Annotated in this window: 20 protein-coding genes and 3 pseudogenes; 5 read left to right on the top strand and 18 right to left on the bottom strand. The window is 67.9% G+C overall.

The window, feature by feature from the left end; genetic code table 11:
* Positions 1-20: 20 nt before the first annotated feature.
* From ASG79_RS20410 to ASG79_RS20360, 11 genes are all read right to left on the bottom strand, one after another.
* Positions 21-1,712, bottom strand: coding sequence for an ABC transporter ATP-binding protein (locus tag ASG79_RS20410; RefSeq protein WP_082581846.1), 1,692 nt, complete (start codon positions 1,710-1,712; stop codon positions 21-23).
* Positions 1,705-2,493 carry an energy-coupling factor transporter transmembrane component T gene (locus ASG79_RS20405; protein WP_056393639.1) on the bottom strand — a complete coding sequence of 263 codons (789 nt, stop codon included), beginning with the start codon at positions 2,491-2,493 and terminating at the stop codon, positions 1,705-1,707. The genes ASG79_RS20410 and ASG79_RS20405 overlap by 8 nt, the downstream gene beginning before the upstream one ends.
* 10 nt (positions 2,494-2,503) lie before the next feature.
* Positions 2,504-3,391: a hypothetical protein gene (locus ASG79_RS20400; RefSeq protein WP_056393637.1), complete on the bottom strand. Its 888-nt coding sequence runs from the start codon at positions 3,389-3,391 to the stop codon at positions 2,504-2,506.
* A gap of 185 nt (positions 3,392-3,576) precedes the next feature.
* On the bottom strand, positions 3,577-4,602 hold the full coding sequence (locus ASG79_RS20395) for a nucleoside hydrolase (protein ID WP_056393635.1): 1,026 nt from the start codon (positions 4,600-4,602) through the stop codon (positions 3,577-3,579).
* Positions 4,603-4,608: 6 nt separating this feature from the next.
* On the bottom strand, positions 4,609-5,586 hold the full coding sequence (locus ASG79_RS20390; RefSeq protein WP_056393633.1) for an aldo/keto reductase: 978 nt from the start codon (positions 5,584-5,586) through the stop codon (positions 4,609-4,611).
* Positions 5,587-5,595: 9 nt separating this feature from the next.
* On the bottom strand, positions 5,596-6,156 hold the full coding sequence (locus ASG79_RS20385; protein ID WP_056393631.1) for a hypothetical protein: 561 nt from the start codon (positions 6,154-6,156) through the stop codon (positions 5,596-5,598).
* Positions 6,153-6,770 (bottom strand): DUF402 domain-containing protein, encoded by a 618-nt coding sequence (locus tag ASG79_RS20380; RefSeq protein ID WP_200953201.1) that lies wholly within the window; start codon positions 6,768-6,770, stop codon positions 6,153-6,155. The genes ASG79_RS20385 and ASG79_RS20380 overlap by 4 nt, the downstream gene beginning before the upstream one ends.
* Complete coding sequence (dxs, locus tag ASG79_RS20375; RefSeq protein WP_056393629.1) at positions 6,767-8,740, bottom strand: 1-deoxy-D-xylulose-5-phosphate synthase; 1,974 nt, start codon at positions 8,738-8,740, stop codon at positions 6,767-6,769. Before dxs ends, ASG79_RS20380 begins: the two co-directional genes overlap by 4 nt.
* 128 nt (positions 8,741-8,868) lie before the next feature.
* A complete protein-coding gene (locus ASG79_RS20370) occupies positions 8,869-11,694 on the bottom strand; it encodes an aconitate hydratase (RefSeq protein WP_056393627.1) in 2,826 nt (941 codons plus the stop codon).
* Between the two features lie 165 nt (positions 11,695-11,859).
* A complete protein-coding gene (locus ASG79_RS20365) occupies positions 11,860-13,248 on the bottom strand; it encodes a class I SAM-dependent RNA methyltransferase (RefSeq protein WP_056393625.1) in 1,389 nt (462 codons plus the stop codon).
* Positions 13,245-15,221: an APC family permease gene (locus tag ASG79_RS20360; RefSeq protein ID WP_043425214.1), complete on the bottom strand. Its 1,977-nt coding sequence runs from the start codon at positions 15,219-15,221 to the stop codon at positions 13,245-13,247. The genes ASG79_RS20365 and ASG79_RS20360 overlap by 4 nt, the downstream gene beginning before the upstream one ends.
* 118 nt (positions 15,222-15,339) lie before the next feature.
* On the opposite strand from ASG79_RS20360, the gene ASG79_RS20355 reads away from it, so the two are divergent.
* Both ASG79_RS20355 and ASG79_RS20350 read left to right on the top strand, forming a co-directional pair.
* Positions 15,340-16,014, top strand: coding sequence for a potassium channel family protein (locus ASG79_RS20355; protein WP_018770736.1), 675 nt, complete (start codon positions 15,340-15,342; stop codon positions 16,012-16,014).
* Positions 16,011-16,784, top strand: a complete 774-nt coding sequence (locus ASG79_RS20350) for a potassium channel family protein (RefSeq protein WP_018770735.1) — start codon at positions 16,011-16,013, stop codon at positions 16,782-16,784. Before ASG79_RS20355 ends, ASG79_RS20350 begins: the two co-directional genes overlap by 4 nt.
* A 56-nt stretch (positions 16,785-16,840) precedes the next feature.
* Here ASG79_RS20350 and ASG79_RS20345 read toward each other — a convergent pair whose 3' ends face one another.
* The 4 genes from ASG79_RS20345 to dut form a co-directional block, all read right to left on the bottom strand.
* The gene (locus tag ASG79_RS20345) at positions 16,841-17,608 is read right to left on the bottom strand and encodes a DUF3159 domain-containing protein (protein ID WP_018770734.1); all 768 of its coding nucleotides are present in this window, start codon (positions 17,606-17,608) and stop codon (positions 16,841-16,843) included.
* Positions 17,605-17,883, bottom strand: coding sequence for a hypothetical protein (locus ASG79_RS20340; RefSeq protein ID WP_018770733.1), 279 nt, complete (start codon positions 17,881-17,883; stop codon positions 17,605-17,607). The genes ASG79_RS20345 and ASG79_RS20340 overlap by 4 nt, the downstream gene beginning before the upstream one ends.
* A gap of 76 nt (positions 17,884-17,959) precedes the next feature.
* Positions 17,960-18,673, bottom strand: coding sequence for a DUF3710 domain-containing protein (locus tag ASG79_RS20335; RefSeq protein ID WP_056393623.1), 714 nt, complete (start codon positions 18,671-18,673; stop codon positions 17,960-17,962).
* A 107-nt stretch (positions 18,674-18,780) separates the two neighbouring features.
* Positions 18,781-19,299 carry a dUTP diphosphatase gene (gene dut, locus ASG79_RS20330; protein ID WP_056393621.1) on the bottom strand — a complete coding sequence of 173 codons (519 nt, stop codon included), beginning with the start codon at positions 19,297-19,299 and terminating at the stop codon, positions 18,781-18,783.
* Positions 19,300-19,414: 115 nt separating this feature from the next.
* Between dut and ASG79_RS20325 the strand changes: the two genes are divergently transcribed.
* The 3 genes from ASG79_RS20325 to ASG79_RS20315 all read left to right on the top strand — a co-directional run bounded on the left by ASG79_RS20325 (position 19,415) and on the right by ASG79_RS20315 (position 22,091).
* The gene (locus ASG79_RS20325) at positions 19,415-19,903 is read left to right on the top strand and encodes a DUF3093 domain-containing protein (RefSeq protein ID WP_018770730.1); all 489 of its coding nucleotides are present in this window, start codon (positions 19,415-19,417) and stop codon (positions 19,901-19,903) included.
* Positions 19,904-20,053: 150 nt separating this feature from the next.
* Positions 20,054-21,376 (top strand): septation protein SepH, encoded by a 1,323-nt coding sequence (sepH, locus tag ASG79_RS20320; protein WP_056393619.1) that lies wholly within the window; start codon positions 20,054-20,056, stop codon positions 21,374-21,376.
* Positions 21,377-21,485: 109 nt separating this feature from the next.
* Entirely contained in the window at positions 21,486-22,091 is a 606-nt protein-coding gene (locus ASG79_RS20315) for a dihydrofolate reductase family protein (RefSeq protein ID WP_026265995.1), read from the top strand.
* 275 nt (positions 22,092-22,366) lie between these two features.
* Here the strand turns inward: ASG79_RS20315 and ASG79_RS24200 are convergent.
* The 3 pseudogenes from ASG79_RS24200 to ASG79_RS24495 form a co-directional block, all read right to left on the bottom strand.
* Positions 22,367-22,727 (bottom strand): annotated as a pseudogene (locus ASG79_RS24200) (HNH endonuclease signature motif containing protein); the annotation flags it as partial.
* A 1-nt stretch (position 22,728) separates the two neighbouring features.
* Positions 22,729-23,200: pseudogene (locus ASG79_RS24195) on the bottom strand (endonuclease); the annotation flags it as partial.
* A 1-nt stretch (position 23,201) separates the two neighbouring features.
* Positions 23,202-23,698, bottom strand: a pseudogene (locus ASG79_RS24495) (endonuclease); the annotation flags it as partial.
* Positions 23,699-23,987 lie beyond the last annotated feature (289 nt).

Below are 23,987 nucleotides of genomic sequence, written 5' to 3'. Positions count from 1 at the left end.
AGGACGGTGGGTGCTGCCTGTCAGGCCGGGGTCAGCCGGCCGCCGTCGAGCGTCAGGAGCCGGTGCGCCGCCGTCCGTGCGTAGCCCAGGTCATGGGTGACCAGCACGACGGCGGCGCCCGCCGCTGCTGCCGATCCGACGGCGGCGTCCAGCAGGGCCAGCCCGTCCCCGTCCAGTGCCACGGTAGGTTCGTCCAGCGCCAGGACGGCGGGCCTGCGCGCCAGGACGGTGGCCAGCGCCAGGAGGCGCTGGGCGGATGCCGGCAGCTCGGCGGGGTGCTCGTCGGCGGCCTCCGCCAGCCCGACGGCCTGAAGCGCCGCGGCGGCGCGGCCGGCAACCATGCCCCGGCCTACCAAACGCTCCAGCCCGAAGCTGACCTCCCGCAGTACGGTCCGTTCAAACAGCTGGTCGCGCGGCTGCTGGAACAACAGGCCCACGGATGCAGCGGTCCGTCCGACGGGGTCGCTTGATATGTCGCTGCCGCTGACCAGGACAGTTCCCGCGGTGGGTCGCAGCAGCCCGTTGAAGTGCCGCAGGAGCGTCGATTTTCCGGCGCCGTTGGGCCCGGTGACCGCCACGATCTCCCCCGGGTGGACCTGCAGGCTGATGTCCTGCAGCACTGGGGTGCCTGTGTTCAGGCCGTCCGCCGGTGCCGCCCTGCCCCATCTTCTGCGGCTTTCTTTTCCGCGAACCTGCGGGTCCGGGTACGCGAAGGAGACGCCGCGGAGCTGCAGGGCAGCCGGCCCCGTCTGCCGGGCTGCAGGCCGCCTTGGCGGTACCGCGGACTCCGGCACGGCAGGACGCCTGATTGCCCGGGGCAGCACTGGCGGGACACCGCCATCTCCGGAATGCCCCGCTCCCATACCGGCGGGATGCCCCGCTGCCGTGACCATGCCCCCAGCGAGTACCACCCATGTGTCTGCGTCCAGGAGCAGGGGGTCGACCACCTGGCTGAGGATTACGACGGCGGTACCCCGCTTCAGCAGGTCCAGGACCAGGGTGGCAAGATCCTCCGCCCCTGCCGCGTCCAGGGAGGCGAAGGGCTCGTCCATGACCAGCACAGGAGGTCCGGCGATGATGGCGCAGCCGATGGCCAGCCGGCGGAGCTGGCCACCGGAAAGCGTCCCGGGGTCCTGGCCCAGCAGGCCCTGAAGTCCCAGCAGCCCGGCCGTGCGCTGCACCGCCGCCTGCATGTCACCACGCCCCGTACCGGCATTCTCCAGTCCAAACGCGAGTTCCTCCGCCACCGTGGCGCGGACGGTGGACAGCACGGCGCCGGGGTCCTGGGGGACAAAGCCCACGTGGCGGCCCCACTGGGCGGGATCGATCCGCGGGTCCCCCGCGCCGCCGGCAAACTCCAGGCGCGTGCCGGACAACTCAAGGAACCCTGCCAGCGATCCGTGGCCGCCCGGAGGCAGCCAACCGGCCAGCAGGCGGCCCAGGGTGGACTTCCCGCTTCCGGAGGCGCCCAGGATGGCCGTGAAGGAGCCCGGTGCAAGAGATATGGCGACATCCTGCAGGGCCGGGACCTGCCCGTCGTGGAAGGTGAAGTGCCGGATCCCGGCGGCCAGCACCGGCTTGCCTGACGTAGCCGCATCACCGGCATGGCTGTCATTGCCCGCATTACTGTCATTGCCTGCATTACTGGCGTTGCTGGCATTGCCTGCATCACTGGCATTGCTTTGGCCGCGGGACACCATGGGCTCAGCCACCTGCGCCCGCCTGCACTACCCGGAGAACCACTGCCGCCAGGGCAGCGAGCACCAGCACGATGCGTACTGTCCGCTGCCGGCCGGAATCAGCCACCTCGCGGTAGCTGGTCCGCGGCCCGGTGTTGCTGAGTCCCCGGGCTTCCAGGGCGGCAGCACGGGTGCCGGCATCATCGATCAGGGAGAGGACCAGCGGAACGGCCTGCAGCCGGAACGCGCCCAGCCTGGACACCAGGCTGCGGGAGACCACCAGGCCGCGTGATTCCTGGGCCTGCCGGATCCGCTGCGCCCGGGCGGCGATGGCCGGCAGCAGGGTCAGGGTGGACGCCAGGACGAAGGCGAACCGGCCCTGTACGCCGCGGGCGGACAAGGCCGCCACGAGGTCGGGCACGCGGACGCTGAAGGAGAACAGCAGGAGGGCCAGGACCACGGCCGCCAGCTGCAGGAACCGCTGCCCGGCGAATGCCAGGCCCTCCTGGGTGATACGGGCAGGTCCCCACTCTGCCAGGACGGTCCTGCCCTCCGGGAAGAACAGTCCGTGCAGCCACAGCAGCGACAGGCCAAGCGGGACCAGGACTGCCGCAGCCGCCGGGAGCACCCGCCGGGCCGTGCCGCCCGCCACGGACAGGCCAAGGCAGGCGGCAACCACGGCGAGGGACAGCGGCCAGGTGCCGGCCGCCGTCGTAATGCCCGCCGTGGCCGCGGCAGCCGTCAGCGACGTCAGCGGGTTAAGGCGTTCCCGCCTGGCCGGCGCTGCCGTCCTGCCTGCCGATGATGCCGTCACAGCGTTGCGGTCAGCCCTTCCGTGCAGAATCCGGGGAGGTGCCCTGCGCGGGACCGTGCCCGGGCCCCTGTGCGGGAGCGTCAGCCGCGGCCTCCACGGGGGTGTTGCCGGCCAGGACCCGGTGGCGCCGCACGAAAGGGAACTGCAGGCGTGCCCTGCGGGGCAGCGCATAGACCAGGATGGCCACGACTGTGAACACGATGGCCTTGTCCATAGGGTCGGAGATCAGCGCCTGCTTGGTGATCGCGGCCAGGAGGGTGTCCCCCATGGCCCGGAAGGCGCTGACGATGGCCCCCGTGGCCACGCCGGAGGTGCCGCCGAAGACGAAGGCGGCCACCGGGGCGGACACCACGCCGGCGATGATTCCGGTGGCGAAACCGGCCACGGGAGCCAGGTAGAAGCGGCGGAAGAGGCCGTAGCGTGCTGCCAGCCCGGCGAGGCAGCCAATGAGCGCGGCGCCGGCTGCGAACGGAAGCACCGTGGGGTTGAAGAAGGACCAGACGATGCTGCTGAGCGCTCCGGTGGCGGCACCGGCGGCCGGGCCGGCCAGGACCGCGATCAACACCGTGCCGATGGCGTCGAGGTAGAAGGGAACCAGGGTGCTGCCAACGAACTGGCCGAGCACGATGTTCAGGACCAGGGCCACCGGAATGAGCACCAGGGTGGACGCGGGCAGCGTGGGCAGGACGGCGACGATCAGCAGGACTGCGCCTGCCAGGAAGCCGGTGAGGGCGATCAGGGCCGATGCGCTGCCCGGACCTCCGGTGATGTCTGCCGGCTGGTTGAGCACCAGGTAGACATAGGTGGCCGCGATGGCCAGGGCGCCGAGGATCTCCAGCAGCCGGCGGCGGGCCGCCGGGCGTTCCTGGGACGGAAGCGTCAAAGAGGGCGATGACATGGGGAATGTTCCTTTGGGTGCAGGCAGTGGCCCGGCAGTGCCGGGCCGGAGTGTGGCTGCCTATGTCACCTCGGCAGCAGCCGGCGGCAACTGCGCCGGGCCGGTCCGTGGCCCATTCTACCGGCCATCGTCCGGCAGCGTCCCGTGCCGGGTGGCCCGGTCATGACGGGTCCGCCCCTGCCCTGTCAGCCAACCCGGCGGGCCAGGCTTCCGATGGCGGACACGAGTTCGCGGAACGCCTGCTCCGGGTTGTTGCTGTCGACAATCCTGGCGTTTGGGGGTGTGCCCCAGAGCCCGCGGAAGTCGGCCACAGTGGTTCCCGCCAGGAGCGGCGAATCCGTTTCGACGTCCACGGTGGCGGTCCGCGCCGTGTACTCGAGCGTGCCTGCCGCGACTCCTGCGGCGAAGAAGTCGTGGACGTGGGCCAGGTATCCCTGGTCGTAGAGCCGGTGGAATTCAAAGTAGAACCGCAGGGCATCTGAAAGGTGCCTGATGAGGGTGTTGTCGGAGGTGCTGCGTCGCCCTTCCGGCTGTTCCGGGAGCAGCAGTTCGGGAACGCCGGCACCCGCGGCCCGGGCCAGCGCCGTGACGTGGGCCGGGTGCAGTTCCATGCGTTCGGTGGTGTCAAGGGAGCAGACGATGGGGAGTTTCTCCAGCGGCCTTCCCCTGTACGCGGCGTAGACCTCCTTGGCGGCCTGCGGATCCACGTGCGTGTTCCACTCGGCGGTGGGGGTGGTGTTGCCCTGGTGGTAGAAGGCGCCGCCCATGATTACTGCCTTGGCCAGGAGGTTGGGCAGTTCCGGTTCCTTGCGCAGGGCCAGGGCGAAGTTGGTCAGCGGTGCGGTGATGAGCGCGGTGAGCTCGCCTGGCCTGGCCCTGGCATGTTCGATCCAGAGGTCCACGGCGTCCCGGTCGCAGAGCCGCCCGGCGGGTTCGGGCAGCACGGCGTACCCGATCCCTTGCGGTCCGTGGGTCTCAGGAGTGGTGAGCAGCGGGATGGACAGGGGCTGGCGGGCACCAACCGCCACCTGGACCCCGGACCTGCCGCACAGTTCCAGCAGGGCCAGGGTGTTGCGGGCAACCTGGTCCGCGTCCACGTTGCCGGGAGAGGCCGTGACCGCCACGATCTCCGTGTCCGGGAGGGCGGCCAGGTAGGCAAGGGCCAGGGCGTCGTCGATCCCGGTGTCAACATCCAGGAGGTAGGCGGGCACGGCGGCCTAGAAGAGCGCGACCTTGGGCACTGCCGGGAAGATCCCGTCCAGGTCAGCCAGGTTTTCGGGCGTGGGGACCCAGTTCGCCGCTTCCGCGTTCTGCCTGACCTGCTCCGGCCTGGTGGCCCCGGCGATGACGCTGGCCACCGAGGGCTGGGCGGCAAGCCAGGAGAAGGCCACCTCGATTTCAGTCAGCCCGCGTTCCTTCGCGAAGGCGCTGAACCGGCCCAACTGGTCCCAGTCGGCGTCGTCCACCATGTTGGTGCGGGTGTGGCTGAGCCGGGACCCCTCCGGGGCATGGCCCGGTGAGTACTTGCCGGTGAGGAGTCCGTTGGCCAGCGGGAAGTACGGCAGAACACCGAGCCCGAACTCCTCCGCGGCGGGCGTCACCTCGAGCTCGGCACGGCGGTCCAGGAGGTTGTAGTGGTTCTGGGTGGAGATGAAGCGGGCCGTGCCCAGTTCGCGGGCCACGTACTCCGCCTGGGCGATCTGCCAGCCGGAACGGTTGGAGTGGCCGATGTAGCGGACCTTGCCGCTGCAGACCAGGGTGTCCAGCGCCGCGAGGGTCTCATCGATGGGGGTCAGCGGATCCGGGGTGTGGAACTGGTAGAGGTCGATCCAGTCCGTGCCGAGGCGCCGCAGCGAGGCCTCCACCGCCTGGATGATGTAGCGCCGCGACCCGCGGGCGCCGAAGTCCGGCCCGCAGCCGCCCTTCATGTCCATGCCGAACTTGGTGGCCAGGACGACGCCGGAGCGCTTGCTTCCGAGGGCCTTGCCGAGCATGGTTTCGCTCAGTCCGGGCTCCCGCCCATAGGTGTCGGCAACGTCGAAGAGGGTGATGCCGGCATCCACCGCTGCGTGGACGACGGCGTCCGTGGCGTCCTGCGTCTCGGTGGCGGTATTGGCGCGGCCAAGGTTGTTGCAGCCAAGGCCCACGGTGGAGACGGTCAGGCCGGATTTTCCAACGCGGCGGTAACTGGTCAAGGACGCCTCCTAGAGTGTGAAGTTGCTGGCGGGCTTGGCTGAGTGCTTGAGCTTGAAGTGGTCAGGGTCGCCGTAGGGGGCGGCGCCGATGCTGAGCTTGGTGAAGTCAAGGTCCTCGCCGCGGGCGCAGACTTTGATGGCGTTGACGGCCTTGTTCACGTCCGGGCAGAGGCAGAAGATGTTGAGCTTGTAGTCAGTGAATTCGGACCGCTCCACCGTGCCCAGGCCGCGCCAGGCGAGGTGGCTGATCAGGGCGTCCGTGGCCTTCTGCTCCAGGTAGCGGTCCCGGTCGGTGCCCTCCCTGGTCTTGAGCGCGAACTGCGCCACCACCCAGAACTGTTCCTCGGTGGGGATCTCGGCGTAGCCGTCCTCCGCGCACTGGGCTGCGAAGGCGTCCAGGAGGCCCTCCGCGGCAGCAGCATCCGGGACGTCGGTTTCCTCGGTTTTGCTCTGGTGCCCCACGGCGCCGAAGTTCATGACGAACTGGGAGTACTCATCGTCGAACCAGGCCTCCCGGAAGTGGAGGGTGCCCTCGTCGTCGCGCTTGTAGACCCTGACACTGCCGCTCATTTACGTCCTTCTGTAAACCATTCGACGTCGGTGCCGTCGAATGGCGCCTGCTGTGCCTTCACGGCGTGGTAAAGCCCGTCCGCTGCGGCTTGGATGTCCTCAATCAGTTGATGCGGGTAGCGCATGGAGACGCTGTGTTCGGCGAACTCGTCCTGGTCGTCGATGAAGACGCCGCGGTCAGCCGTCCGGATGACGTCCAGGTCCATGTCGATCACGTGGAACTCGGTCACCGCCGGCCGGATGTGTGTCCATTCGTGGCCCACCGCCAGGTCGATGTAGACCCGTACTCCCGCCGGATGCGCGGAGTCGTAGAACGTGGCCACCCAGTCACCCTCGCGCGGCACCAGCAGGACGGCGTCGGAGCGCGTGTAGAATGCGGCCCCGGGGCGGGAACAGAACTCGTTGGTGCCCTGGAAAATCCACCACCCGTGCCGGTCTTCGCCCAGGTACCGGCCCGGCACCACCCAGTGGGCCTTGCCGTTCCACTTCCGGTTCCGGGAGACCACCAGCTGTCCCGGCTTTAGGCCGTTGGGAACGCGCGTGGTGGTGGTGTGCAGGACCGGTCCGGACTCCCCGGCGGGGCCGGGATACTTCAGCTCGTCCTCGTCCCTCACAGGATCGGGAGGCTGCCGGTGGTGGGGTGCTGCTGCCCGGGCAGGGGCCGCGCAAACGGAACCTTGGTTCCCAGGACCTGCGCAACGACGTCGTGAGTGATCTGCTGGGCGGTCAGCCCAACGCGCTCCAGCACCTGGTTGCGGGTGCCATGCTCCAGGAATTCGACGGGCAGGCCAACCTCGTTCAGGGCGGTGTCCACGCCTGCCGCCCGCATCTCCTGCCGGATGCGCGATCCCACGCCACCGGCGCGGACGCCGTCTTCGATGCAGATCACCAGCCGGTGGTGCGAGGCCAGCGCGATGATGGAACGGCGGACCGGGAGGACCCAGCGCGGATCCACTACGGTGGTGCTGATGCCCTGCGCCCCGAGCCGGTTGGAAACGTCGAGGGCCAGCTCGGACATCGCGCCGACGCTGACGATCAGGACGTCGTTCTCGGTGGAGCCGGAGGGGCGGCGGGCAAGGATGTCCACGCCGTCGCTCAGCCGCTCCAGCGCCTCGACCGCCGGACCAACGGAGCCCTTGGAGAAGCGGACCACGCTGGGGGCGTCGCTGATGGCCACCGCTTCGCGCAGTTCCTCCCGGAGCCGGGTGGCGTCGCGGGGCGCTGCCAGGTGGAGGCCGGGGACGATCTGGACCATGGCCATGTCCCACATGCCGTGGTGGCTGGCGCCGTCCGGGCCGGTGACCCCTGCACGGTCCAGGACAATGGTGACGCCTGCCTTGTGCAGGGCGACGTCCATCAGCAGTTGGTCGAAGGCGCGGTTCAGGAAAGTGGCATAGACGGCAACCACCGGATGCAGCCCGCCAAAGGCCATGCCGGCGGCCGCGGTGAGCGCATGCTGTTCGGCGATCCCGACGTCGATGACGCGCTCGGGGTGCTTGGCCGCAAATTTGTGCAGGCCCACCGGGATCAGCATGGCGCCGGTGATGCCGACAATGTCCTCGCGCTCGTCGGCGATGGCGGCGATCTCATCGGCGAAGACGGAGGTCCAGGACTGGGCGCCCCCACTGCCGGTTGGTTCGCCGGTCTCGGGGTCGATGATGCCGACGGCGTGGAACTGGTCTGCTTCATGGGCCCGGGCAGGGGCGTAGCCGTGGCCCTTCTCCGTCATGGCGTGGACGATGACGGGGCCGCCGTAGTTCCTGGCGGTGGAGAGCGCGTGTTCCATGGCCTGGAGGTTGTGCCCGTCCACCGGACCGATGTATTTCATGCCCAGGTCCTCGAACATGCCCTGCGGGGCCCACCAGTCCTTGATGCCCTTCTTCATGGCATGCAGGCTCTTGTAGGTGAACTGGCCCACCGGGCCACCGTTCTGGAGCTTCTTCTTCCACCAGTCCAGTGCGCCCTCATACGCCGGCGCGGCGCGGAAGGAGTCGATGGTGGGGCGCAGGGAGGCAAGGTAGTCGGCGAATCCGCCGACGGTGGGTGCGTAGGAGCGGCCGTTGTCGTTGACCACGATGACCACGCGGCGCTTCTTGTCCGCGGCGATGTTGTTGATGGCTTCCCAGGCCATCCCTCCGGTGAGGGCGCCGTCGCCCACGATGGCGACGACGTGCCTGTCGCCTTCTCCCGTGAGCTGGCGGGCGCGGGAGATGCCGTCGGCCCAGGACAGGGAGGAGGATGCGTGGGAGCTTTCGACGATGTCGTGCTCCGATTCGGCCCGCGCGGGGTAGCCGGAGAGTCCGCCTTCCTGGCGAAGGGTGCTAAAGTCCTGGCGTCCGGTCAGCAGCTTATGGACGTAGGACTGGTGGCCCGTGTCGAAGACGATGCTGTCGCGGGGCGATTCGAAAATGCGGTGCACGGCCAGCGTCAGCTCCACGACGCCGAGGTTGGGTCCGAGGTGGCCGCCCGTCTGGGAAACGTTAGTGATCAGGAATTCCCTGATCTCCGAGGCCAGCTGTTCCAGCTGTTCCTCGGTCAACTCGTTCAGGTCCTGCGGATTCCGGATGGTGTCCAAGATTCCCAATGACCCCTCCTTCGGGTGGTAGACGTGCCGTTTAACTCTAACGCCTTGGCTTGGCTGCAAAGCCGAAGCCCCGGCTGGTCGGTGACCGGCCGGGGCTTCGGGAGGATGGTGCCTGCTGGCAGTTACCGCTAGTTGGCGGAGATCTGGCGCAGCACGTACTGCAGGATGCCGCCGTTGCGGTAGTAGTCCGCTTCACCCGGCGTATCGATGCGCAGGACGGCGTCGAACGACTTCGAGGAGCCGTCCTCGGCGGTGGCGGTGACCTTCAGGGTCTTGGGCGTGGTGCCCTCGTTCAGGGCAGTGACGCCCTCCACCGAGAAGGTTTCCGTGCCGGTCAGGCCCAGGCTGGCAGCGTTCTCGCCGGCCGGGAACTGCAGCGGCAGGACGCCCATGCCGATCAGGTTGGAGCGGTGGATGCGCTCGTAGCTTTCGGCGATGACAGCCTTGACACCCAGCAGGGCGGTACCCTTGGCGGCCCAGTCACGGGACGAACCGGAGCCGTACTCCTTGCCGGCCAGGACCACCAGCGGGGTGCCGGCTGCCTGGTAGTTCTGCGCGGCGTCGTAGACGTAGGCCTGCGGGCCGTCAGCCTGGGTGAAGTCGCGGGTGAAGCCACCCTCAACACCGTCCAGGAGCTGGTTCTTGATGCGGATGTTCGCGAACGTACCGCGGATCATCACCTCGTGGTTGCCACGACGCGAGCCGTAGGAGTTGAAGTCCTTGCGCTCCACGCCGTTGGCCAGCAGGTACTGGCCGGCGGGGGTGTCGGACTTGAACGAACCGGCCGGGGAGATGTGGTCGGTGGTGACGGAGTCGCCGAGCTTCAGCAGCACGCGGGCGCCGGTGATGTCCTTGACCGGTTCCGGCGTCGCCTGCATGCCCTCGAAGTACGGGGGCTTCCGGACGTAGGTGGAGTTCGGATCCCAGGCGAAGGTGTCGCCAGCCGGGGTGTCCAGTGCCTTCCAGCGGTCGTCGCCGTCGAAGACGCCCTCGTAGCCCTTGGCGAACATTTCCTTGTCGATCGAGGAATCGATGACCTGCTGGACCTCAACGGGGTTGGGCCAGATGTCCTTCAGGAAGACGTCGTTGCCGGCCTCGTCCTTGCCGAGCGCGTCGGTCTCGAAGTCGAAGTCCATGGAACCGGCCAGGGCGTAGGCGATGACCAGCGGCGGGGACGCCAGGTAGTTCATCTTGACGTCCGGGTTGATCCGGCCTTCGAAGTTGCGGTTGCCCGACAGGACGGCGCTGACGGCGAGGTCGTTGGCCTGGATGGCCTCGGAGATCTCGGGTTCCAGCGGGCCGGAGTTGCCGATGCAGGTGGCGCAGCCGTAGCCCACGATGTAGAAGCCGAGCTTCTCCAGGTAGGGGGTCAGGCCGGACTTTTCGTAGTAGTCGGTGACAACCTTCGAACCCGGGGCGACTGAGGTCTTTACCCACGGCTTGGCGGTGAGGCCCTTTTCGACGGCGTTGCGCGCCAGGACGGCGGCGGCCAGCATGACCGAGGGGTTGGACGTGTTGGTGCAGGACGTGATGGACGCGATGGTGACCGCGCCGTGGTCCAGCTCGAACTCGCGTCCGTCAGCCATCTTCACGGGAACCGGGCTGGTGATCCGCCCGGCGCCGCCGTGGGCCGCCGAATACTTCGGCGGTTCGCGGTCGGTGTCGGAGACGTGGGTTCCGCCGGAGGTGAAGGACGGGGCGTCGGAGGCCGGGAAGCTCTCTTCGAGGGACTCGTCCAGGGTGCCCGCGTTGGCGTCATGGGACACGTAGTTCTTGAGGTCGTGGCGGAACTCGTCCTTGGCCTCGGTCAACTCGATGCGGTCCTGCGGGCGCTTGGGGCCTGCAATGGACGGGACAACGGTGGACAGGTCCAGTTCCAGGTACTCGGAGAACTTGATGTCGCGCGACGCGTCGTGCCACAGGCCCTGTTCCTTCGCGTACGCCTCCACGAGGGCGACGTTCTGCTCGGAGCGGCCGGTGAGGCGCAGGTAGTCCAGGGTGACGTCGTCGATCGGGAACATGGCAGCCGTGGAGCCGAACTCCGGGCTCATGTTGCCGATGGTGGCGCGGTTGGCCAGCGGCACCGCTGCGACACCCTCGCCGTAGAACTCCACGAACTTGCCCACCACGCCGTGCTTGCGGAGCATCTCGGTGATGGTCAGCACTACGTCGGTTGCGGTGGCGCCGGCGGGGATGCTGCCGCTGAGCTTGAAGCCCACGACGCGCGGGATCAGCATGGAGACGGGCTGGCCGAGCATGGCGGCCTCGGCTTCGATGCCGCCCACGCCCCAGCCCAGCACGCCCAGGCCGTTGACCATGGTGGTGTGGGAGTCGGTGCCTACGCAGGTGTCAGGGTAGGCGCGCAGGACGCCGCCCACTTCGCGGGTCATGACGGTGCGGGCCAGGTACTCGATGTTGACCTGGTGCACAATGCCGGTTCCCGGGGGAACCACCTTGAAGTCGTCGAACGCGGTCTGGCCCCAGCGCAGGAACTGGTAGCGCTCACCGTTGCGCTGGTATTCGATCTCCATGTTGCGCTCCAGCGCGCCGGAGTTGCCGAAGGCATCGATCTGGACCGAGTGGTCGATGACCATCTCGGCCGGCGCCAGCGGGTTGACCCGCTTGGGGTCGCCGCCCAGTTCCTTGACGGCTTCACGCATCGTCGCCAGGTCAACCACGCAGGGAACGCCGGTGAAGTCCTGCATGATCACGCGTGCCGGCGTGAACTGGATTTCTGTATCGGGCTCCGCATTCGGATCCCAGCCTGCCAAAGCGCGAACGTGATCGGCAGTGATGTTCGCGCCGTCCTCGGTCCTCAGCAGGTTTTCAAGCAATACCTTGAGGCTGAACGGAAGGGCTTCTGCACCTTCAACGGAGTTCAACCGGAAAATTTCGTATTCGGTTCCGGCTACATTAAGTTTGCCTTTTGAACCGAAGCTGTCCACAGTGCTCATCGCAGGACTCCTCTCGCAACAGTTTCATCTTTGTCGCGCGGTTGACCGCCTGCTAGTTAGGACGCCCTAAGTAGTTACAGGGCCCGAAAATTGCACACGGCCGGCCGAGAATTCGGGCGCGACGTGGGACTACTACGGCCATCGTAGTCCAAAACCGCGGCCGCATCACGGAGCCGGAGCCAGCAGTGCCACGGTCTCAAGGTGGTGGGTGTGGGGGTACAGGTCGAAGGCCCGGAGGCCGGCGAGGTCCCACCCTGAGCGGCGGAAGTAACCCAGGTCACGGGCGAACGACGCCGGGTCGCAGGACACGTAGGCAATGGCCCGGGGCTGCGAGGCAACGAGTTGGCCAACGACGGCTTTCCCGGCTCCGGCCCTGGGCGGGTCAAGGACCAGGGCGTCGAAATTCCGCGGCTTCTGGCGCAGGACCCGTTCCACGCGGCCCTGGACCACCTCCACCTGCGGCGCGGAGTGCAGGTTTTTCCGGGCGTCGCGGCTGGCGCCGGGCGCTCCTTCGACCGAGAGCACGGACCCGGTCTCCCCCACTGCGTCGGCCAGGACAGCGGTGAAGAGCCCGGCTCCTGCGTAGAGGTCGGCCACCACGGCTCCGGGGTGGAGGAAGTCTCCATGCCGGAGGAATTCTGTGACAGCCCCCACAAGTGTCCCGGGCGCGTCGCGGTGGATCTGCCAGAAGCCCTCTCCGGTGACGCGGAAATCGTGTCCCTCGGCGGACTCCTGCACCCAGGTCCGGCCGCGGAGCTGTGTCACGTCACCGGTCAGCGCATCAAAGGCCGCCACGGAAACGTCCCCCGGCACTTCCGCAGCAATTGCCCTTAGCCGTTTGTCCTTTGTCCCGGGCGCGGGCGCAAGGAGCACCAGGGGCCGGGAAGCGTTGGCCGGAGCGGCCACCTCAACCCGCTCGATGCCCTGGAGGTCCAGGTCCCACAAGCGCAGCGCGTTGATGGCGTCGCTGGCCAGGGGCATCTCCCGCACCGGGATGATCTGGCTGGAACGGTGCGCGTGCATTCCCAGCCTGCCGCCGGGGGTGACCGAAAAGCTGGCCCGTGTGCGCCACCCAAGGCCGGTGCCGCCGTCGGACTTTTCCCCTACCGCCTCCACGCTGCCCGCCCAGGCGGCGGGCAGCTGCTCAAAGCCGGCCAGCCGGGTGAGCTGTTCGGCCAGGACGTCCGCCTTGAGGCTGCGCTGCCGGGCCAGTGTCATGTGCCCGAACTCCGCACCCCCCACAGGCGGGTGGCCGTGGCCCCATGCCCGGCGGGAATCCGCAGGATGCCAAAAGTGCTCCACCCGGTCGGGGGAAGCCTCGAGCACCTCGAGGACGTCCGCCCGCCAAAACTTGGCGTCGTCCGCTGCATCGGTCAGCCGGACCCGGACTTTCTCTCCCGGGATGGCGTGCCGGACAAAGATGACCCTGCCCTCATGCCGCGCAACACAGTGCCCGCCATGGGCCACGGGCCCGACGGCGAGGACCGCCTCTTCGCCTGCATGCCCGGCAGCGTCCGGTGCCTGCGGCGCGGCTGTTGAAGTTTTTGCGGTCACTGGACGTCCTGGAGGTTCTTTGCTTCTTCGGATGATTTGAGCTGCCACGGAACACTGGCCACCATGACTCCGGGTTCGAAGTGCAGGCGGGTCTTGATGCGCAAGGCGGTCTGGTTATGCACCAGCTGCTCCCACCACTTGCCCACCACGTATTCCGGGATGTAGACCACGATCAGGTCCCGCGGGGAGTCCAGGCGCATTTGCTTGATGTACTCCATGATGGGCGTGACCGTCTCGCGGTAGGGGCTGGCCAGGACGGTCAGCGGGACCGGGATTTCGAGCTTTTCCCAGTCGGCGATGGTGTGGGCCGTTTCCTCCGCGTCGATGTCCACCGTGATGGCGTCCAGCCGGGAGGGCCGGGACGCACGGGCGTAGGCCAGCGCACGCAGGACGGGTTTGCGGACGTGGGACACCAGCAGGACGGCGTGCACCCTGGTGGGCAGGGCCCGGGGTGAGGAGTCCTCATCCACCGCGAGTTCCTTGGCCACGTTGTCGTAATGCGCCCGGATGCTCCACATGATCAGGAAGAGGACGAACATGGCCAGGAGGGCGATCCAGGCGCCCTGTTCGAACTTGGTGATGAGGACGATGACCAGCACCAGCCCGGTCATGCCGAAGCCGATGCTGTTGATGGTGCGGGACTTCATCATCCGGCGCCGGACGGCTTTGTCCTTGGCAAGCTTCAGCTCGCGCCCCCAGTGCCGGATCATGCCGAGCTGGCTGAGGGTGAAGGAGATGAAGACGCCCACGATGTAGAGCTGGATGAGCTTGGTGACGTCCGCGTCGAACGAAATGATGAGCACCAGGGCGCCTGCCGCGAGGGCAAGGACACCGTTGCTGAACGCAAGCCTGTCGCCCCTGGTCCGGAGCTGGCGGGGAAGGTAGCCGTCCTGGGCCAGGATGGAGCCGAGGACCGGGAAGCCGTTGAAGGCCGTGTTGGACGCGAACACCAGGATAACGCCGGTGGCCGCCACCACGATGTAGAACGGGATGCTGCCCGGGCCGAAGATGGTCTGGGCAATCTGGCTGATGGCCGGGTTCTGGACGTATCCTTCCGGCAGCGGGTTCCCGTCGAGCAGGAATTCCGTGGCCGGATCCAGCACGATGTGGACCTTGGTGGCGTTGGCCAGGTAGATGATGCCGGCCAGCATCGCGGCGCCGATCACCCCCAGGAGCAGGAGGGTGGTGGCCGCATTCTTGCTCTTTGGGTGCCTGAAGTTCGGCACGCCGTTGCTGATCGCTTCCACGCCCGTAAGCGCTGCGGCGCCGGAGGAGAAGGCCCGGAGCAGCAGGAACGCGCCGGCCAGGCCCACCAGGCCCTGGTCGAAGCCTTCCGTGGGGACGATGGTGAAGGCCGCCGACGGCGCCTCCCCCAGCTGCCCCGTTGCGGCCTGGAACACGCCCACCGCGGTCATGCCCAGGATCGATGCCATGAAGATGTAGGTGGGGACGGCGAATACGCTGCCCGCTTCCTTGATGCCGCGCAGGTTGACCAGGGCAAGGATGACGACGCCGATGGTGGCGATGACGGCCTGCTCACCGTGCAGTGACGGTACAGCAGTGGTGAGGTACGCCGCTGCCGAGGACATGGACACGGCAACGGTCAGGACATAGTCCACCAGGAGGGCCGAGGCTACCGTCAGCCCGGCGTACTTGCCGAGGTTTACGTTGGCGATCTCGTAGTCGCCGCCGCCCGACGGGTACGCGTGGACGTTCTGCCGGTAGGAAGCGACAACGGTCAGCAGGACCACCATCACCGCCAGTCCCACCAGGGGCGAGATCGCCACGGCGCTCACACCTGCCAGGGCAAGGGTCAGGAGGATCTCGTCCGGCGCGTAGGCTACGGAGGAAAGGGCGTCGGAGGCGAAGATCGGCAGTGCGATCTTCTTGGGAAGCAGGGTATGGGCCAGCCGGTCGTTCCGGAACGGCCTGCCCACCAGCACGCGTTTGACGGCGTTCAGTATTGTCAACACCCCACAAAGCTAGTCTGAATCGCTGACGATGTCATGACGGGCCCCGGCCGGGCCTAACCGGGGCCGTGCCGGTAGAGTTCTAGCTGCACGATCCTGACTTACATATGGAGGAGATACGGTGGCGCATTTCGTGATCATGGGATGTGGCCGGGTGGGGGCAACGCTGGCGCACACGCTGGAGGATGCCGGACATTCCGTGGCCATCATCGACCAGGACGACCGCGCCTTCCGCCGGCTCCGCCAGGGCTTTACCGGACGGAAAGTCACGGGCATTGGCTTTGACCGGGACACCCTCAAGCAGGCCGGGGTGGGCGAGGCCTATGCCTTCGCCGCGGTCTCCAGCGGGGACAACTCCAACATCCTGGCCACCCGGGTGGCCCGTGAGACCTTCCACGTCCCGCACGTCGTCGCAAGGATCTATGACCCGGGACGCGCCGAGATTTACCAGCGCCTTGGCATTCCCACCGTGGCGGCCGTCCGCTGGAGCGCCGACCAGGTGCTGCGCCGCATCCTTCCCGAACAGCACCTCGCGGGCGACTTCCGGGAGCCCTCAGGACGCCTGGTCCTGGCCGAACTGGACCTCGACGCCGGCTGGATCGGGCACCGCATCAGCAGCATTGAGAAGGCTGCCGATGTGCGCGTGGCGTACCTGACCCGCTTCGGCGAGGGCCTGCTGCCCGACGCCGGAACCGCCTACCAGGATGGCGACACCGTGCACGCCATGCTGCAGGTGGACCGCAGCGCCCAGATCGCCCAGATCCTCGCCAAAGCCCCCGCCAAGGAGTATCAGTGAAAGTCGTTATTGTCGGCGCCGGCAGCGTCGGATCGTCCATTGCCCGCGAACTGCTGGCGCACAAGCACGAAATCCTCCTTATCGACCTCAAACCGGAAGTGATCGGGCGCAGCGGCCTGCGGGGCGCCCACTGGCTGGTGGGTGACGCCTGCGAGCTCTCCACCCTGCAGGGCGCGAAGGTGGAAGACGCCGACGTGGTGGTTTCCGCCACGGGCGATGACAAGGTGAACCTGGTGGTGTCCCTGCTGGCCAAGACTGAGTTCGGGGTTGGCCGGACGGTGGGCCGGGTGAACAACCCCAAGAACGACTGGATGTTCAACGATTCATGGGGTGTCGACGTCGCCGTGAACACCCCGCAACTGATGACGGCCCTGGTGGAAGAGGCAGTGGAGATCGGCGACCTGGTCCGGCTGCTGACGCTTCAGACGGGCGTGGCGTCGCTGGTGGAATTCACCGTCCCGCATGATTCGCACGTGATCGGCATGACCGTGGGCGACATCCACTGGCCGGAGGACGCCACCCTGGTGGCGATCCTGCGGGACCAGGCACCCATTACCCCCAGCCGCGACGACGTGATCGACGGAGGCGATGAACTCTTCTTCGTCACCACCATCGCCGCCGAGGACCGGCTGCGGGAGCTGCTTTCCTCCGCACCCGGCAGCATCGACACCGCCGGCATCAACGGTGGAGAGCAGGCGGGCGGCAGCGCCCAGCCGGCCACCGCCAGCGGATACGGCCCGGTCCCGGAGGACGACGGCTTCGACGGCTAGGTCCGCCGCTGCCCGGGGAGAGGCGGGGCGGCCTGGCCGTCAGGCGGGCTGGTCTGTCAGGCGGGCTGGTCTGTGCCGGCTTCAGGCTCCGCCGGGGCAGGCCGGGTCACCAGCCAGGCCACCCAGACGCCCAGGATGTACAGGGGTGCGCCCATAATGAGCCGTGTGGTGGCGAGGGCGGCCAGGCCGTCGGTGCCCATCAGGTAGAGGGGCACCTGCACAATGAGCCGGAGCGCCAGGACGCCCACGATGATCCAGGTGCCCAGGCGGTACGCCTTGACCCGGTCAGGTTCCTTACGCCATTCCACGCCCTCGTTGCGGATAAAGCCAAAGAGGAGCCCGGCCACGGGCCACTTCACGGCAATAGAGATGACCATCGCCAGGATGTAGGCGGCGTTGGTGAAGAAGCCGGGGAGGTAGAAGTCTTCGGCCTTGCCGGTGGTGTTGGCCAGCCAGGCGGAGATGCCGACGCCGACAATCCCCGCCAGGGCCTGGGTCAGAGGCCGCCGCTGTATCAGGCGGACAACGGTGAACACGGCTGCCGATGCCAGGGCGGCCACCAGTGACAGCGTGAGCTCGCGGGTGATGGTGAACGCCACCAGGAACACCAGGCCGGGAACGATGCTCTCGGCAATTCCCTGCACTCCCCCGGCGCTGCGCAGCACGTCCACCTGCCCGTCGTGGGTGCGGTGGAGTCCCGCTTTGGCGGCGTACCCGGCGGCGAGGCCGGCAACGGGCGATGGACCGGGAGCCTGCGGCCTGCCCTGCTGTTCTCTGCCCGGATGTGCAGGGCCGGACGGCTGTTCGGGCTCTTGCGCGGTCATTCGTTCTCCTGGCGGGACAGTATCTCGTAGCGGGGATTAAATATGGTGGGCATGTCTTCGCCCCGGGCCAGCATCCCCTCAACCCGGATCCGCGCGCCCGCTTCGATGCCCGGCACGCGGCGGCGGCCCACCCAGACGACACGGAGCCGGGGCGGCCTGCCCCGCTTCGGACCAGGGCCCGGACGTTCGGCGTCATCCTCGGACAGAATGGCACTGAATTCCGGGGTCCGGTCGGCAGGAACAAAGGTCACCGATTCAATGTGCCCCTGGCACATGACGCGTCCCTTGTCAGGAAGTTGCTCCAGTGGGGTGATCCGGCCGGACGCATGGACCGGGTTGTTGTGGGGAGACTCAGCCGATCTGGGTAATTTCGGGACCACGTTCGGGCTCCTCCAGGGTGGGCGCGGCGGGCGGAGGAGTGGCGGAGGCGTCCTTCGGCAGCCTCAGCTGCAGGAGGTCCCGCGGGGGCATGGGGCTGTCGCCACGGACCACTACGACCTGCCGGAACAGTGCTTCGAGCGGTTCCGCGGCGGGGCGTTCCAGCGCCGCAGGTCCGCCCAGGACGCCGCGCAGGAACCAGCGGGGACCATCGACGCCGATGAACCGGGCCACGCGGTAGCCCTGGCTCCCGTCCGGGAGCCCGGCAGGCAGCTTGGCCACCAGCTCGGTACCGAAAGCCCCTTCCACCTCTTCAACCTGGCCGCCCTGCGCACCGACCGACTGGCCGATCTGTTCGCGGATCTCATCCCACAAGGTCTCGGTTTTGGGCGCTGCAAAGGCCTGCAGCTGGAGGCTGGAGCCGTCCAGGTCCAGGGTCACCGCCACCACGCGCTGTGTTGCCTCCTCGACTTCGAGGCGGAGCTGAAGGCCCTCGCTGGGCGTGATCAGCAAGGCACCAAGATCCACATAGCCGTCGCGGCTGCTGATCTCGGCCTCATCGAAGGGGCCGTCCTGGCGGCGGGCGGCGGTGGCGGATCCGCTTTCTTCGCCGTCCGCAACCGTGAGCTCGTCGGCCGGCTCTGCCGGCTCTTCATTCTTTGCTTTCCTGCCGAACCCAAAGACCATGGGTGACTCCTTAATTCTGGAAAAGTGCCAGTCCTGAAACCTGCCGGCGAAACTTTGGAGGTTCCGCCGTCGTGCATGCCGGCGTGGCTGCGGGTGCAGCCTGAAGGTCAGGCTCCGGGGACGCTGAACCCGCCGGTGGAACCGAAGCCTCCGGTGCCCCGCACGGATCCGCTCAGTTCGCTGACAGGAATGAATTGGGCGTGCTCCACCCGCTGGATAACCATTTGGGCAATTCTATCGCCGCGCCGGAGCTCAATGGGCTGGGACGAATCGGTGTTCAGCAGTGTTACCGAAATCTCGCCCCGGTAGCCCGCGTCAACGGTGCCGGGGGCGTTCACGATCGTCAGGCCATGCTTGGTGGCCAGGCCGGAGCGGGGGTGGATCAGCGCCACGAACCCATAAGGAAGGGCAATGGCCACGCCGGTGGGGACCAATTTGCGCTCACCGGGCATCAGGACCACGTCCTCGCGGGCGCGGAGGTCTGCGCCGGCGTCGCCCGGATGTGCGTAGGACGGTGCTTCCAGCTCAGGATCCAGCATCTTCAACTGGACCTGCAGGGTGGGAGCGGCGGTGGTGGGCAAGGCTGCGTCCGGGACAAGGTCTACCGTGGCGGGATGATCAGTCACAGTCACTCACTCTAACCCGCGGCCCCAAATCACTCCTAGGGAGACTCCCGGGGAGGCCGGGCCGCAGAGCCTGTCCCAAGGTGAAATAGCCAGCCAAAGGTGGAAAGCTTGGGCTATGCCCGATTCAAGCTCGCCTGCGTCCGTTCCCAGCACACCCTCTGCCGGGACACCTGTTGTCTACAGGGAGAAGCTGTGGCCCAACGCCTGGATCTGGATCATCGCGGCCGGCGTCTCCGCAGCGGGCATCCTGGTTTTCGCCCCCATCAGCATGGCGGCAGGCTATACCGCGGCATTGGTGCTTTTCGCCATCATCGCGGTCCTCCTGGTTGTTTCCACCCCCGTCATTTCGGTCACGGCTGACACTCTCACCGTTGGAAGGGCCACCATCGAACGCCGTTTCGTCGGCGCTGTGCAGCAGTTCAAGGCCGGGGAGGCGACCGCGGAACGGGGCACCCGGCTCAACGGTCTCGCCTACCTGTGCATCCGCGGCTGGATCGATCCCGTCGTAAAAATCGAGATCACGGACCCCGCCGACCGGACCCCCTACTGGCTCGCCTCAACCCGCCATCCGGACCAGCTGACGGCAGCCCTGACGCGGCACTGACGCCGCCGGGGCCGCCGGTCCTTGCGCCCGCACGCACCTTTCGGGCCTGCTTCCAGCGGAAAATGACGGCGCGCCCTGCTCCTTGAGCCAATTCCCCGCCGCCGGGTGGCAGAGTTTCGATTGATAGTAATGCCAGGGTGGAGGATTTGTATGCAGGATCTACGGCTTGTAGGCGTGCACGACGACGGGACGCATCTCCTGTTAAGCGGGCCCGGCGGCGAGATGTTCCAGCTGCCGATCGATGAGGCCCTCAGGACGGCCAGCCGGTCCACGGCCAGGCCGCGGACGGAGAGGCCGGCCGTTCCCATGTCCCCCCGGGACATCCAGGCACGGATCCGTGCCGGTGCCACGGCTGCGGACGTCGCCGAGCTGTCCGGGATGCCGCTGGCCAAGGTGGAGCGTTACGAGGGCCCTGTCTTGGCGGAGCGCGAATATGTTGCCCAGCAGGCGCGGAAAGTTGAAGTCGCGGCGCCTTCCCCCGGCCACGACGTCTACCGGTCCGCCTTCGGCGACAACCCGGCAACGCTGGACGACATGGTGGCCCACCGCCTGTCCGCCCACGGCATCGACCCCTCAACCGTGGAGTGGGACTCGTGGCGGCGCCAGGACGGTACCTGGACTGTCTCAGCAAGTTTCGAAGCCAAGCCCGGGGGTACCTCGGGAATTGGCGAAGAACCTCCTGCACTGTGGACCTTCAGCCCGGCACGGAAGTCCCTGCAGAACACCAACCGCTGGGCGCAGCAGCTGAGCGAACTTGAACCGCTGGACGGGCCCGTTCCTGCCCGCCGCCTCACCGCGGTTTCCGACCGCCCCTTTGATTTCGAGACGGACGCGGATGCGTCCAGGACGTCGCCGGCCGGCCAGGGAGTGCCCGTGCAGGATTCCGGCAAGGAATCCGACGGCCTCCTTGACATGCTCCGCTCCCGCCGCGGCCAGCGCCTGGGCGTGGATGAGGATTCCGACGACGCACTGGCGCTGCTGCTGACCCATGGCGTGCCCGCTGCCCACCCGCGCCCTTCCGAAGTGGCGGCTGAACCTGAGGCCGGGGAGACGGAACCACAGGATGACCAGCGGGATGCGCCGGCAGCCCAGGGCGACTCCTTCATCAGGCGCAGGGACACCAGGCCTTCCATGCTGTCGAGGCTCAGCATCCTTCCGCCGCACCGTGACAGCCACGATGATGCGCTGCGGCTTCACGACGGCGTCAGCACCGACACGAGGGAAATCACCATTGCGGCGTCCCCGCAGAAGCCCTCCGGTCCGACTCCCGGGGCTGGTTCCGGAACTTCCGGCGGCGCCGGGCTGGACGAGCTGCTGGGCAGCAATCCCCGCCGCCCGGCGGCGAAGCAGGAAGACGCTTCCCCCTCCACCGGACAGCTGCCGGAGACTGAGGCGCCGGAACGGCCCGCACGGCCCAAGCGGTCCAGCGTGCCGTCCTGGGACGAAATCGTTTTTGGCACGCGGAGCGACTAGAAGCTCCCTCCCCGCACCGATGATGGCATTGGCCGCGTTACGCACGGGCGCGTGCTAGGCTCCCCACCACACGGCCGCTTCACATAGCGCAATCACCAGGAGGTCTGCGGTGCCGGACACAACCTGCCACATGTCCATCTCCCTGGACGGTTTCGTCGCCGGGCCGGACCAAAGCCGCGACAACCCCTTGGGTAGACGCGGCATGGAACTGCATGCGTGGCACCTGGGCGACCCCCGGGCCAACGACGCCGACAAGGTGGCCAGCGAATGGCTTATGCGCCCGCGCGGCGCTTATGTGATGGGGCGGAACATGTTCGGCCCTATCCGCGGAGACTGGGACGGGGAATGGAGCGGTTGGTGGGGACCCGAACCGCCCTACCACGCGCCAGTGTTCGTCCTCACGCATCATGCCCGCGACTCCCTCCAGATGGAGGGCGGGACGACCTTCCATTTCATCACCGACGGCTTCGATGCCGCCTACGCTGCCGCCCGTGACACCGCCGGGGACAAAGGCGTGGACATCGCCGGCGGGGCGTCTACCGTCCGGCAGGCGCTGATCGCGGGAGTAATCGACGAACTCACCCTCGACATCGCGCCGGTGCTGCTCGGGTCAGGGGAACGGATTTTCGACGGCGTTGAATCCTTCGGCTTTGAACCCGCCGAAGTGCTCCACTCGCCGCTGGCAACGCACATCCGCTATCGCCGCGTACACTGACGGCCGCCACGTTCACGTACGGCGACATGCTCCAAAGGCTCAAGCGCTGAGGTATTCCTGAAGTGCCTCTTCGAGGAGGCTTCGTTCGCCGGGCAGGAACCCGGGTGGCCACKTTGGTGGTTCCCAGTCCTGGTGTTCGCTTGTGTAGTGGCGGCCKGTGGGTGAGGTCCAGCCCGGTGGTTCGTTCGTGCTGGCCGGGGTGGGTTTCCAGGCGGTGGTGTGCCGGAGCCGGTGGTGCTTCGGGCAGGGCTGTCCCAGGTTGCTGATTCCGGTGNCGGCCACCTTGGTGGTTCCCAGTCCTGGTGTTCGCTTGTGTAGTGGCGGCCTGTGGGTGAGGTCCAGCCCGGTGGTTCGTTCGTGCTGGCCGGGGTGGGTTTCCAGGCGGTGGTGTGCCGGAGCCGGTGGTGCTTCGGGCAGGGCTGTCCCAGGTTGCTGATTCCGGTGGTGCCGCCGTGGTGCCAGGCGAGGAGATGGTCGGCCTCCGTGTCCAGGGAGGTGTTGCTGCAGCCCGGGAACGGGCATTTCCCGTCCCGCATCCGCAGCCAGGCCCGCATCGCCCTGGGAACCCGGTAACTCTTCCGGCCAATCTCCAACGGCGCCCCGTCCCGGGGATCCACCAACACCCGGTAAAACGAGNCCGCCCCGTCCGCGACCAGTCGCCGCGCCATCGACGCCGGCACCGGACCATACCCGTCCAGCATCGCCGGCTCATCGGTCAAACCCATCAGCGCGAACACCGGAACCGTAACCAGCACCTCGGCGCGGACCGATGGCAAGTGTCCCGGCCCGGCGCCGTCAGTGCCACCGGCACCGGCGCCCGGCCCCACAGCAGCCACGACGCCGGCAGTGGCACTGGCACTGGCACTGGTGAGACTGGTGCTGCCGCCCCGGGTGTTGCCGCTGCCGAGGATGGCTGCGGCGAAACTGTCCGCGCGCAGCTGGGGCATGGTCCTGTCCTCGCCCGGCCCCTGCAAACCCCGTGCGGCAGCGGTGAGCCGGTTCCACCCAGACATGGCCTGGTCCGCGGGCAGGTACGCGCCCAGCCACGCCATCCCGTCCCGGTCCGGCCGGAACTCCACCCGCCGCTCCGCCACACCCCTGGCGTGCCGNCCCTGCAAACCCCGTGCGGCAACGGTGAGCCGGTTCCACCCAGACATGGCCTGGTCCGCGGGCAGGTACGCGCCCAGCCACGCCATCCCGTCCCGGTCCGGCCGGAACTCCACCCGCCGCTCCGCCACACCCCTGGCGTGCCGCTTCTCGATCGATTCGGCGTGGTGGCGTTCCCGCCAGGTCCGGGCCTTGACCCGGAACCGGTGCGCCGGCAGTTCCCCAACCGGGCACCCCCTGGCCGCGGGAAGGGCGTCCGGGTCCGGTGTATCGGGTGGCAGGAAATGCGCCTCCAACGCCGCCGCCCCCGCCGTATCAAGGGACGCCGTTTCGTCGGCCATCACCAGCGCGTGCTGCCACGACAGGGTTCCGGACTGCAGCGCCTCCAAAGTCCGCGGCAAGGAAACAGTCAGGGCGTGGGAGGTGGCCAGGAACGACGCCGCCGCCCGCGGACCCAGGGCCAGCACGCACCCGATCTCCGCCGCGACCGCCATTTCCTGNGAAACAGTCAGGGCGTGGGAGGTGGCCAGGAACGACGCCGCCGCCCGCGGACCCAGGGCCAGCACGCACCCGATCTCCGCCGCGACCGCCATTTCCTGCGCCACCATTGGCACGTCCGGCCCCGCCACAGCATGCGCAGCCTCCGCGTACSCCACCGCAGCCTTCGCCTTCACCCCCGCAACCCGCGCCTCGACCTCCCGGGCCCCGGCGAGGATGTCCAGGCACCCATCCGCCAAACCGGCCAGCGGATCAGAAACCGCATCAGCATCCGCGAACGCCTCCAGACCC

The sequence above is a fragment of the Arthrobacter sp. Soil761 genome, assembly GCF_001428325.1.
Taxonomy (GTDB): domain Bacteria; phylum Actinomycetota; class Actinomycetes; order Actinomycetales; family Micrococcaceae; genus Arthrobacter.
This window is presented reverse-complemented; position numbering and strand designations above follow the sequence as displayed.